6 protein-coding genes are annotated in these 13,195 nt (G+C 60.5%); 1 reads left to right on the forward strand and 5 read right to left on the reverse strand.

Annotated features, from left to right (window positions below):
- Positions 1–207: 207 nt before the first annotated feature.
- The 3 genes from ACUN8C_RS06020 to ACUN8C_RS06030 are packed head-to-tail and all read right to left on the reverse strand — an operon-like array spanning position 208 to position 7,669.
- Positions 208–3,270: an efflux RND transporter permease subunit gene (locus tag ACUN8C_RS06020; protein WP_445621361.1), complete on the reverse strand. Its 3,063-nt coding sequence runs from the start codon at positions 3,268–3,270 to the stop codon at positions 208–210.
- On the reverse strand, positions 3,267–6,404 hold the full coding sequence (locus ACUN8C_RS06025; protein WP_445621362.1) for a multidrug efflux RND transporter permease subunit: 3,138 nt from the start codon (positions 6,402–6,404) through the stop codon (positions 3,267–3,269). Before ACUN8C_RS06025 ends, ACUN8C_RS06020 begins: the two co-directional genes overlap by 4 nt.
- Complete coding sequence (locus tag ACUN8C_RS06030; protein WP_445621363.1) at positions 6,401–7,669, reverse strand: efflux RND transporter periplasmic adaptor subunit; 1,269 nt, start codon at positions 7,667–7,669, stop codon at positions 6,401–6,403. Before ACUN8C_RS06030 ends, ACUN8C_RS06025 begins: the two co-directional genes overlap by 4 nt.
- Before the next feature lie 321 nt (positions 7,670–7,990).
- On the opposite strand from ACUN8C_RS06030, the gene edd reads away from it, so the two are divergent.
- A complete protein-coding gene (gene edd / locus ACUN8C_RS06035; protein ID WP_445621364.1) occupies positions 7,991–9,862 on the forward strand; it encodes a phosphogluconate dehydratase in 1,872 nt (623 codons plus the stop codon).
- A 67-nt stretch (positions 9,863–9,929) separates the two neighbouring features.
- Here edd and betA read toward each other — a convergent pair whose 3' ends face one another.
- Entirely contained in the window at positions 9,930–11,633 is a 1,704-nt protein-coding gene (gene betA / locus ACUN8C_RS06040; RefSeq protein ID WP_445621365.1) for a choline dehydrogenase, read from the reverse strand.
- Positions 11,634–11,720: 87 nt separating this feature from the next.
- Positions 11,721–13,190 carry a betaine-aldehyde dehydrogenase gene (gene betB, locus ACUN8C_RS06045; RefSeq protein ID WP_445621366.1) on the reverse strand — a complete coding sequence of 490 codons (1,470 nt, stop codon included), beginning with the start codon at positions 13,188–13,190 and terminating at the stop codon, positions 11,721–11,723.
- Positions 13,191–13,195: the final 5 nt, after the last annotated feature.

Below are 13,195 nucleotides of genomic sequence, written 5' to 3' on the forward strand. Positions count from 1 at the left end.
ATGTAGGCAGACATGGCGGCGTGTTGTTGTTGTGATACGCGCTGTCACTGGTAACGTATCACTGGCGGCCTGAGGGTTAAACGTTGTTTGGCAAGAAGGTCGCGGGCCGCTGACAGGGGCCATGAACGTCGACAGGCGCTATAGATGTCAAAGGGCCCTTCCCGGTGGTGGGAAGGGCCCTTTGACGTGTTGGCTGCAAGGCGTTGGTCAGCGCCGTCTCAGGCGGTCCAGGTAGAGATAGACCACGGGGGTGGTATAGAGCGTCAGGATCTGGCTGACGATCAGACCGCCCACGATGGAGATGCCCAGCGGGGCGCGCAGTGCGGCGTTTTCATCGGTGCCGAACATCAGCGGCAAAGCGCCCAGAATGGCGGCCAGTGTGGTCATCATGATGGGGCGAAAACGCACCAGGGCCGCTTCGCGAACGGCGTCCTGTGCAGAAAGGCCACGTTCACGCTCGGCGTTCAGGGCAAAGTCGACCAGCATGATGGCGTTTTTCTTGACCACGCCAATCAGCAGGATAATGCCGATCAGCGCAATCAGGGTGAAGGGCTTGTCCAGCCACATCAGCGCCAGAAGGGCCCCGATACCGCCCGAGGGCAGGGTAGACAGGATCGTCAGCGGATGGATGTAGCTCTCATAAAGGATGCCCAGCACCAGGTAGACCGTCACCAGCGCTGCCAGTATCAGCCAGGGCATGGCCTCCACACCGCTCTGGAAGCTGGCGGCGCTGCCTTCAAAATCGGCCTGGATATCCGTGGGTAGATGCAGGCGATCGAGCCGGTCACTGATAATATCGGTGGCGCTGGACAGCGACACGCCGTCGCTCAGATTGAACGACACCGTAGTGGCGGCAAACTGGCCCTGATGGCTGACGCTGATCGGGCTGGTGCTGCGCTCATAGTGGCTGAAGGCCGACAGAGGGATGGGACTACCGTCATCGTTGATGATGTGCATCATCTCCAGCGCCCTGGCCGAGCGTTGCCACTGGCGAGCAACTTCCAGCACCACGTAGTACTGATTGGTGCCTTCATAGACGCTGGCAATCTGCCCCTGAGCAAAGGCATTGCCCAAAAGGGTGTCGATATCACGCATGCTCAGCCCCAGCCTTGCGGCCAGGTCGCGATCCACCACCAGCTTGATGGCCTGACCGCCATCGCGACTGTCGCTGTCCACGCCGGTAATTTCGGAAATGCCCCGCATGGCCTGCGCCACACGCGGTGACCACTCACGAAGCAGCGCAAGATCATCACTTTTAAGCGTTAGCTCGTACTGGCTGTTGCTGGATGAGCGCCCGCCCATGCGCAGATCCTGCAGGCCGCGCATAAAGACCTGCACCCCCGGGATATTGCTCATCAGCCCCGAAAGCCGATTGCCGTTGGCATTGGTATCGCCCGAGCGCTCCGGTTTCAACGTCACAAAAAGCGTGGCCGAATTCACGCCGCCACCGGCCGGGCCGCTGCCGCCCAGAAAGCCCAGCACGCTGGCAACCGAGTCATCGGCCAGCAGGCGGTCGCGAGCCGTGTCCAGTTTGGCTGACATGGCATCAAACGAGATGCTTTGATCACCGCGTACTGAGCCGATCAATCGGCCCGTGTCCTGATCGGGTACAAACCCCTTGTCGATGTGCACATACAAAAATCCGTTGAGTGCGATCACGGCCACCAGTGACAAAAGCGTCAGGCGTCGATGGCGCAGGGCCACATCCAGCGTGCGCTCATAGCCTGCCAGGATGCGCTGGCCGCTGCGCTCGACAAGATGCTGAAGCCGACCGGGCGAGCGTGCATGGACAGAGCCTTTCAGCCAGCGCGAACACAGCATCGGGGTCAGGGTCAGCGATACCAGCAGCGAGACCATGACGGCCGTGGCAAGCGTTACGGCAAACTCGTGAAAGAGCCGACCGATAAACCCGCCTAAAAACAGCAGGGGCACGAAGACGGCCACCAGCGAGACACTCATCGACAGCACCGTAAAGCCCACCTCGCGAGCGCCCAGCAGCGCGGCCTGGCGTACCTCCATACCGGCTTCAATGTGTCTGGCGATGTTTTCCACCACCACAATGGCGTCATCGACCACAAAACCGATGGCAATGATCAGCGCCATCAGAGACAGCGTATTGAGCGAATAGCCCAGCAGATACATCACCATGAAGGTGCCCAGCAGCGACACCGGAATCACGGCACTCGGGATCAGCGTGGCGCGCGCATTGCGCAAAAAGACAAACACCACCATGACCACCAGAATCACGGCCAGAACCAGAGTGATCTGGGTTTCCTGCAGCGAAGCGCTGATGCCCGGAGAGCGGTCCATTACCGTGTGCAGGTCGGCACTGGCGGGCAGGGCGTCGTAGATGCCGGGCAGGCGTTCCTTGATACGATCGATGGTCTCGATCACATTGGCATCGCTGGCCGGGCTGACCACGATCACCACCGCGGGCTGGCGGTTGTAAAACCCGACGTTGTAGATGTCCTCGACGCTTTTTTCCACCCTGGCAACATCGCCCAGGCGCATGACGTGATCACCATCCCGAGCAATGATCAGGTCGCGATAGTTCTGAGGCTCGAACATCTGGGAGTCGGTATGAATACTCCAGCGATACCGCTCATCTTCGGTAAAGCCGGTGGGCTGATTGCTGTTGGCGGCATTGATGGCGTCGCGAATCTGATCAAGGCCGATGCCCGCATTTTCGAGCTTGCGCGGATTGAGCGTGATCCTCACGGCCGGAGAAGAGCTGCCACCGACGCTGACGCGAGAGACGCCGTCGACCTGGGCAATGCGCGGAGCAATGTCCTGATTGGCCAGGTTGTAAAGCGTGCCCTTGTCGATCTCGGCGCTGGTCAGCGACAGCAGCATGATCGGTGAGTCGGCCGGGTTGAGCTTTCGAAGCCTGGGCGAGCTGGTCATGGCGTTGGGCAGCAGCGCCTCGGCCCGGTTGATCGCCGCCTGCACTTCGCGAGCGGCCTCGTTGATGTCCTTTTCCAGCTCGAACTGGACCACAACGCTCGTCGAGCCTTCAGAGCTTGACGAGGTCATCTGGGTGATCCCGGCAATCTGTCCCAGCGAGCGCTCAAGCGGTGTTGCCACCGTTGAGGCCATGGTCTCCGGGTTGGCGCCGGAGAGGCTGGCCGTGACCAGAATGGTCGGGAACGACACGGCAGGCAGCGGTGCGACCGGCAGACGTACGTAGGAGAGCAGTCCGCCCAGAATGATCGCCAGCGTCAGAAGCGAGGTGGCGATGGGTCGCTGAATAAAGGGCGAGGACAGGCTCATGAGGTGTGCCCATCGGTGGTGTCGTCGAGGGCACTGGCCTTGTTACCGCGAGCGGTGACCCTGCCGGCCAGACGGTCAAAGAACAGATAGATGACCGGCGTGGTAAACAGTGTCAGCAGCTGACTGACCAGCAAGCCGCCCACCATCGCCAGCCCCAGCGGCTGGCGCAGCTCCGAGCCAAAACCGCTGGAGAGCATCAGGGGGATGGCACCGAACAGGGCGGCAAAGGTGGTCATCATGATGGGGCGAAAGCGCAACAGGGCGGCCCGATAGATCGCCTCATGGGGATCAAGCCCCTGACGGCGCTGACCATCGAGGGCAAAGTCGATCATCATGATGGCGTTTTTCTTGACGATGCCGATCAGCAGGATGATACCAATGATGCCCACCATACCCAGATCGTTGCCAGTGACCATCAGCGCCAGCAGCGCGCCGATGGCGGCGGAGGGCAGGGTGGAGAGAATCGTCAGCGGATGGATATAGCTCTCATAGAGCACGCCCAGCACGATATACATCACCACCACGGCGGCCAGAATCAACAGCAGCGTATTGGCCGTGGAGCCGGCAAATCCGAGTGCGGCGCCCTGATAGGCCAGCTGCGTATCCCGGTCAAGATCTGCCTGATGGCTGGCCTCGTCGATGGCATCAAAGGCCTCTGACAGTGAGTAGCCGGGCGCCACGTCAAAGGAGACGTTGGCGGCGGCAATACGGTTTTGTCGCGACATCGAAAGGCTGGTATAGCGCTGTTCGACACTGACCAGTGACGTCAGCGGTACCATGTCACCGCTGTCGGCCTCGAGATAGAGGCGGTCCAGCGCCGAGGGACCACGCTGCTGCTCATCATCGACGTTCATCACCACTCGATACTGATTGGACTGGGTAAAGATGGTCGAGATCAGCCGCTGACCAAAGGCGTTATAGAGCGTGGCATCGATATCACTGACGCTGATGCCCAGCCGGCTGGCGCGATCGCGATCAATGTCGAGATACAGCTGCAGACCACGGCCCTGCAGATCCGAGGCCACCCCGGAAATGGCCGGTGACTGGCGCACTTGCTGGATCAGGGCATCCACATCATGTGACAACCGCCCGGCATCGTTGTTGGTGACCGACATCTGGTACTGATAGCGGCTGACATTGTCATCCAGCGTCAGGTCCTGCAGTGGCTGCAGATAAAGCCGCATGCCGGCCACGGCACGGCTTTTCTCGGCAAGGCGCTTGATGACGTCCTGAGCGCCGTCCCGGTCGGCCAGCGGTTTGAGATTGATCTGAAATCGACCGGTGTTGAGCGTGCTGTTGTCCTCGTTGACGCCAATGGTCGAGGAGAGGCTCTTCACTGCCGGGTCCTTGAGGATGATGTCTGCCAGCGCCTTTTGATGCCTGGCCATGGCGTCAAAGGAGATGGATTGATCGGCTTCGCTGATGCCGCGAATGGCGCCCGTATCCTGCTGGGGAAAGAGCCCCTTTGGGATGGCCAGATACAACAGTGCCGTGACGGCAAAGGTGATCACGGCCACGGCAAGCGTCAGACGCTGATGGCTTAGCACCCATTGAAGCCCGCGGTCGTAAAGGCGCAGCAGTCGTCCAAAAAGACCGGCGTAGCTTTCGGCGTGTGTCCGGGCCTCATCTCCCTGATCGACACCGTCTTTCGGCGCTCGTGCCTTGAGCATTTTGGCGCACAGCATGGGGGTCAGCGTCAGGGAAATGAACGCTGAAATCACGATGGCGACGGCCAGGGTGATGGCAAACTCGCGGAACAGACGTCCCACCACATCCTGCATGAACAGCAGCGGGATCAGCACTGCCACCAGCGAGACGGTCAGCGAAATAATGGTGAAAAAGATCTGTTTGGCGCCCTTGAGCGCTGCATCGATGGGTTTTTCGCCCTTTTCCAGATAGCGAATGATGTTTTCCAGCACCACGATGGCATCGTCAATGACAAAGCCGGTCGCAATCGTCAGCGCCATCAGGGTGAGGTTATTAAGGCTAAAGCCTGCCAGATACATGACGCCAAAGGTGCCGATCAATGACATGGGCACGGCCAGGCTCGGAATGATGGTGGCCGGAATATTGCGCAGAAACAAAAAGGTGATGAGGATGACCAGCCCCACGGCCAGCACCAGCTCGAACTGGGTATCCTCGACCGAGGCGCGAATGGTCTGGGTGCGGTCGCTGAGTACCGAAATATCCACGCTGTCAGGCAGGCTCGCCTGCAGCTCGGGCAGCTGGCGGCGGATATCATCGACCACGCTGGTGACATTGGCGCCGGGCTGGCGCTGAACGCTGATGATCAGCGCCGGGTCACGGTCAGCCCAGGCCGTCAGCCAGGCATTTTCCGAGCCCTCATGCACATTGGCGATATCGCGAAGGCGCAGCGGCATGTCGTTGTCATATTTGACGATCAGGTCGCGGTACTGGTCGGCAGAGGTAAGCTGATCGTTGGCATCGATCGTCAACGCCCGGTAGGGGCCGTACAGCGTCCCCTTGGGCTGATTGACGTTGGCTGCGGCAATGGCGTTGCGCACGGCCTCCATGTCCAGACCGTGGGCTGCCATTTTACGGGCATCGCCGTCGATGCGAATGGCGGGTTCATGGCCACCCGACAGCGAGACCAGTCCGACCCCGCTGATCTGGGAAAGCCGCTGCACCAGGCGGGTATCCACCAGATCATAAACGCGCGTCAGCGGCAGATTGTTCGAGCGCACCGCCAGGGTCATGACCGGCGCATCCGCCGGATTGACCTTGCTGTAGCTGGGTGGCATGGGCAGGTCATCGGGCAGCAGGTTGCTGGCCTGATTGAGGGCGGCCTGAACATCCTGCTCGGCTACGCCCAGATCACTGTCGAGGCCAAAGCGCAGGGTCACCAGCGAGGCGCCACCGGTACTGGTGGAACGCATGTCCTCAAGGCCGGAGATCTGCCCGAGCTGATCCTCCAGCGGTGACGTGACATTGGAGAGCATGATCTCGGGGCTGGCCCCGGGGTAGAGCGTCGTGACCTGGATGGTGGGGTAATCCACCTCTGGCAGGGAGGCCACCGGCAATAGTCGATAGGCCATGACGCCGGCCAGCAGGATGGCCAGCATGATCAGCGATGTCGCAACCGGTCGAACAATAAAAAGACGCGACGGGTTCATGACGATCGATCGCCCTTGTCTTCGGGCGCATCAGTGGCCTTTAACTGACCTTCGTTGGTGGATTCTCCTGCCGGTGGTGTCTCGTCGCCGGCATCGCTTTCACCCGGCAGATGGTTGCTGACCACATTGACGCTGGCGCCATCGCGCAGCCGATCAACGCCATCCACCACGACGCGGTCGCCGACCTTGAGTCCCGAGTCGATCACGGCATGCAGGTCATCACTGGCGCCCACGGTGACACTGCGCTGGTGCACGGTATTTTTGTCATCCACCACATAGACATGGTTACCGGATTCACTGTTCTGAATGGCGGTTTCGGGGACAATGACCACGTTTTTCAGCGTGGCCAGGGTGAGCTCCACGTTGACAAAAGCGTTGGGGAAAAGCTGCTCGTCGTCGTTGTTCAGCCGCGCGCGCAGCCGTACCGTGCCGGTATCGGTATTGATGGCGCTGTCGATGCTGGTCAGCTCGCCTCTGGTGATCGTGTCGGTCGCACTGTCATTCATGACACTGACCATCATGGGGCCCTGCTGCATGCTGTTGCGCACCCGGGAGAGATACTGGCCGGGCAGGGAAAACACCACCGAAATGGGGTTGAGCGAGGTCAGCATGGCGATGGGGTCATCATCCCCGGTCGAGACGATATTGCCCGGGTCGACGTTGCGCAGGCCAATGATGCCGGCGGCCGGGGCACGAACCGTGGTGTAGTCCAGCTGAACCCGCGCGTCCTGCACGCTGGCGCGCGAGGCCTCCACGGCCCCCTGATACTGCCGCACCAGCTGGCGCTGTGTCTCGACATCCTGGCGCGAGACGTTATTGGCGCGGGCGAGATTCTCGTAGCGTTTCAGGTCTTCACGCGCCGTGGCCAGCTGTGCCTGATTCTGGGTCAGTTCGGCATTGGCCTGGGCCAGCTGCGCCTGATAGGTGCGATCATCGATATGCGCCAGTACCTGATCCTTTTCAACGCTTTGGCCTTCCCTGAAGTCGACCGAGACCAGCTGACCCTCAACCCGCGGGCGAACCTCAATACTTGAAAGCGAGCGCACGGTGCCCAGCGCGTTCAGAGTGACCGGAAAGTCTCCCTGCTGTGCGGCGACCGCCGCAACGGCGGCCCGTGGCATGGACGCACCTGATTCGGCCTTGTCATCACTGTCCGGAGTGTCGCGCAGGAAAAACCACCACAGGGCGATCAGACCGATCAGAACCAGCAGGGTCCAGAAAAGCACGCGCTTGACGGATACACGGTGCGTTGAAGGGTGAGGCATGCGTCCACTTCCGTTGTCAGGCTGTTGTTTTCCCACGGCAGGCGCCAAATGAGCGCCGGTCGGCGGATAGTGTCAGGGTAATGTTGTCATGAATGATCAGGGCGATACCGGGTGTCATGTGAGAAATTGCCAACACCCTGTGGAATGACATTCTTTGCGCCCGAAGACGGCATTCTATCGTATCGTTGAGGCCTTTGGCCTGAAAAGGCGTACTGCAGACCGGGTATTGTAGCGGACGACAAAGGTAGTTTAACTACAAAGACGAGACAATTCGGATAAACTAATCCATTCCCACTTGAGACCGTGACAGGCGAGGTTTTCATGCACACCACCCTGACCCGCGTAACCCAGCGCATTATCGAGCGTTCTGCCCCGCGTCGTGCCCTGTATGAAGCCCGCATGCAGGCACAGCATCGCCGTGGTGTTCATCGTGGTGCGCTTGACTGTGGCAATCTGGCCCATGGCTTTGCTGCCTGCAGTGCCTCCGACAAGCAGCAGCTCAAGCTGACCAACAGCGCCAACCTGGGCATCGTGACGTCCTATAACGATATGCTTTCGGCCCACCAGCCCTTTGAGCAATTCCCCGATGTCATTCGCCAGGCGGCGCGTCGCATGGGGTCAACGGCGCAGGTGGCCGGTGGTGTGCCGGCCATGTGTGACGGGGTCACTCAGGGCCAGCCCGGTATGGAGCTGTCGCTCTTTTCGCGCGACAGCATCGCCCGGAGCGCTGCCATTGGGCTTTCCCACAACATGTTCGATGCGGCCCTCTTTTTAGGGGTGTGCGACAAGATCATCCCCGGTCTTTTCATCGCGGCGGCACGCTTTGGGCATCTGCCAGCGGTCTTTGTTCCCGCAGGTCCGATGCCCAGTGGCCTGCCCAACAAGGAAAAAGCGCGCATTCGTCAAAAGTTTGCCGAAGGCAAGGTCGGGCGCGCCGAGCTGCTGGAGTCGGAGTCGGCTTCCTACCATGCGCCCGGTACCTGTACCTTTTACGGCACGGCCAACTCCAATCAGCTGATGATGGAGATCATGGGGCTGCATCTGCCGGGGTCATCGTTTGTTAACCCGAATACGCCCCTGCGCGAAGCCCTGACCGCCCATGCCACCGAGCGTGCCATCAAGAATTCCGAGCCGGGCGGTGGTTATCTTCCTTTCTGGCAGCAGATTGATGCGCGCGCTATCGTCAACGCGCTGGTAGGGCTTCTGGCCTCGGGGGGATCGACCAACCATACCCTGCACCTGATCGCCATGGCAGGCGCGGCCGGCATTACGCTGAACTGGGATGACTTTGCCGAGCTGTCAGCGGTGGTGCCCAGCCTCATGCATATCTATCCAAGCGGCCAGGCGGATGTAAACCACTTCCACGCCGCCGGGGGCATGAGCGTATTGATCCGTGAGCTACTCAAGGGCGGGCTGCTCCACAGTGATATCAAGACCGTCACGGGTAAAACGCTGGCGGAAAGCTACACTCAGGAACCCTTTCTGGAAGGGGGGGAGCTGGTCTGGCGCGAAGGGCCGGCTGAAAGCCTTGATCCGGAAGTGCTGACCGATGTCGCACATCCCTTTTCGCCCACGGGTGGGCTGACGGTGCTGGATGGCAACCTCGGACGCGGCGTGATCAAGGTCTCGGCGGTCAAGCCGGAGTTTCGCATTATCGAGGCGCCGGTGCGGGTATTTGCCGATCAGGAAGCGCTCAAGACGGCCTTTAACAACGGCGAGCTCGAGCGTGATTTCATTGCCGTGGTGCGGTTTCAGGGCCCGCGCGCCAATGGCATGCCGGAGCTTCACAAGCTCACGCCCTACCTTGGATCACTGCTGGATCGAGGCTTTCGGGTCGCGCTGGTCACTGATGGGCGCATGTCAGGCGCGTCCGGCAAGGTACCTGCCGCGATTCACATGACGCCGGAGGCGCTCGATGGCGGGCCGCTGGCACGCCTGCGCGATGGCGATATGGTGCGACTCGATTCGATTGACGGGCACCTTGAGGTGCTCATCGATGCCGAGGAATTTGCCGCAAGGCCGTGTGCCCGGGCCGATCTCGAGCAGTATCATCATGGTATGGGACGCGAGATGTTTGCCGGCATGCGCCAGCTTGTGGGTAGCGCCGAAGAGGGGGCCAGCACCTTTGGCGGCTTCGAAGCGGCTGAAATAGCGGCGGTCTCGCCTGCTGACAGGGCACACTCTCCGCTCTGAGCCAGTAGTCATGGACGAAAAACACCGGGCCCATGCCCGGTGTTTTTATTGGCAGACCAACCCTGAACTACGGATGTGCCTTCATTGTTTCGGCGTCACGTGCGTTCTGATTGGCTTTTTGCGCCGTATAGAACGTGACATCGGTCAATGGGCGCAGCGGCTCGCGATCGCGGACAACATCGGCCAGTTTCTCCGCCATCATGATGGTGGTGGCGTTCAGGTTACCGGTCACGATCACGGGCATGAGGGAGGCATCAATCACCCGCAGGCCTTCCATGCCATGGACACGGCCCTGACCGTCGACCACGGCTTCCGGGCCTTCGCCCATCCGGCAACTGCCGCAGGGATGGTAGGCCGTTTCGGCATGGTCGCGCACGAAGGCATCGAGCTGCTCATCGCTTTGGGCATCCGCGCCGGGCGCAATTTCACGACCGCGATACGGGTCCATGGCCGGCTGTTCGATGATGCGCCGAGTGACCCGAATGGCGTCGCGAAACTCTTCCCAGTCACGCTCATCACTCATGTAGTTAAAGAGAATGCTGGGCGCCTCAATCGGGTTGCGCGATTTGATCCTGATCCGGCCGCGGCTTTTGGAGCGCATGGACCCCACGTGGGCCTGAAAGCCATGAGCCTGCACGGCACTCTTGCCGTTGTAGCTGATGGCACACGGCAAAAAGTGATACTGCAGGTTGGGCCAGGCTTCTCCTTCATCGGTACGAATGAAACCGCCGGCCTCGAATTGGTTGCTGGCCCCGATGCCCTTGCCCTGGAACAGCCACTGCGCGCCAATTTTGGGCTGGTTGTACCACTTCAGCGCCGAATAAAGCGTGATGGGCTGCTTGCACTCGTACTGAATGTACATCTCCAGGTGGTCCTGCAGATTTTTACCCACCCCCGGCAGCGCATGCACCACATCGATGCTCATCTCTTCAAGCCAGTCGGGGTCGCCGACACCCGAGCGCTGCAGGATGGCCGGTGACGCGATGGCGCCGGCACACAGCAGCACTTCGCGACGGGCATGCACCTGCTCGTCGTGTCCCTTGCGCGAATAGGCCACGCCTGTGGCCTTTTTGCCCTCGAACAGAATGCGATCAGTCATCGCCCGGGTTTCGATGGTCAGATTGCTGCGATGCCTCGCGATGTCCAGATAGCCCCGGGCCGTCGAGGAGCGTCGACCATTGGGCGTGGTGGTACGATCCATCGGTCCGAAGCCTTCCTGCTTGTAGCCGTTGAGATCGTCGGTTTCCCCGTAGCCTGCCTGCTTGCCGGCCTCGATAAAGGCCCGGTTGACCGGATTGGTGGTCGGTTTGGGGGTGGCCACATGCACCGGCCCGTGATCGCCGTGGTAGTCATTGCCGCCGATGTCACGGGTTTCGGCCTTTTTGTAGTAGGGCAGACAGTTGGCGTAGGTCCAGTCAGCAAGACCGGGCTGCTCGGCCCAGCCTTCCAGGTCCATGGCATTGCCGCGGATGTAACACATGCCATTGATCAGCGAAGACCCCCCCAGGCCCTTGCCGCGACCACACTCCATGCGCCGGTTGTTCATGAAGGGCTCGGGGTCGGTCTCAAACGCCCAGTTGTACTGTTTGCCCTGTAGCGGATAGGCCAGCGCCGCCGGCATCTGGGTCCGAAAGTCCAGACGATAGTCCGGACCGCCGGCTTCCAGCAGCAGGACCGTCACATCATCGTCTTCGGTCAGGCGCGCCGCCAGGACGTTACCGGCTGAACCGGCCCCGATAATGATGTAGTCATATTCGCGAGTGTGAGCCATAAAGCCCTCCCGGTGTGCCAGAAACAGTTGATCAAAAGGGGCAGGCCTCATGGAGGCCTGTCCTGTCAAAACGGGAAGTCGCCGCCATCAAAACGCGGATTCAAAGGGTCCCATCTCGATCTGAATCGATTTGACCTTCGTGTAGTGCGCCAGCGTCAAAAGACCGTTTTCACGGCCGACGCCGGACTGCTTGTAGCCGCCGACGGGCATTTGAGCCGGGCTGTCGCCCCAGGTGTTGACCCAGCAGATACCGGCTTCAAGCTGATGCACCACTCGATGCGCGCGGTTGAGCCCTTCGGTGAACACGCCGGCGGCCAGACCGTACTGCGTGTCATTGGCGCGACGTATGGCCTCTTCTTCATCGTCAAAGGCCAGAATGGACATGACAGGGCCGAATATTTCTTCTTTTACGATGCGCATGTCGTCATGGCAGTCGGTGAAGATGGTGGGGGCCACAAAGGCGCCCTTGCCGAAGTCGCCTTCCACCATGCGTTCGCCACCTGTCAGTAACCGAGCTCCATCCTGCTTGCCGGCGTCCAGATATTCGCAGACCTTTTCCATGTGTTCGAAACTGACCAGTGGCCCGAAATTGGTCGTCGGGTCCATGGGATCACCGGTCTTTACGCGCTTGACACGTTCAAGCAGCTTCGCTTCAAAGGCGTCCTTGACCGAGCGTTCGACAAATACGCGTGTGCCGTTGGTGCAGACCTGACCCGTGGAGTAGAAGTTGGCCATCATGGCGCCATCGGCGGCGCGATCAAGATCGGCATCGGCAAAGACGAGCAGGGGAGACTTGCCGCCCAGCTCCATGGTGACTTCCTTCAGTGAAGAGGACGCCGAAGATGACATGACCTTTTTGCCGGTACCCACCTCGCCGGTAAAGGAGATCTTGTCGATACCGACGTGCTCGGTCAGCATCGCCCCGACGCGGCCATCTCCCTGCACCACGTTGAAGACACCATCGGGCAGGCCGGCCTCGGTGAAGATTTCAGCCAGCATCAGCGTGGTCAGCGGGGTGACTTCGCTGGGCTTTAAAATCATGGCGTTGCCGGTGGCCAGTGCCGGTGCCGACTTCCAGCAGGCGATCTGGATGGGATAGTTCCAGGCACCGATGCCGGCACATACCCCGAGCGGCTCGCGACGAGTGTAGGCAAACGAATCGGCACGAATGGGGATCTGCTCACCCTCAACGGCCGCGGCAAGACCGGCGTAATACTCGAGCTGATCTGCGCCGGTCACAATATCCACGGCGGTGGTCTCGCTCAGCGGTTTGCCGGTGTCCATCGATTCAATGCGAGCGATCTCGTCATTTCTTTCGCGAAGCAGGGCAACGGCGCGGTTGAGAATGCGTGAGCGCTCAACGCCAGTCATTGCAGCCCAGATCTTCTGGCCGCGGCGCGCCGATTCAACGGCCCGGTCGACATCGTTTTGAGAGGCCTGCTGAATCTCGGCCAGTACTTCGCCATTATAGGGGTTGATGGACTGAAAGGTTTCGCCAGAGGTCGCATCAACGCGTTTGCCGTCAATATAGAGCTGTTGGGTGTCGAAAACGGCCATGGGGC

It is taken from the genome of Kushneria sp. Sum13, from assembly GCF_052692355.1.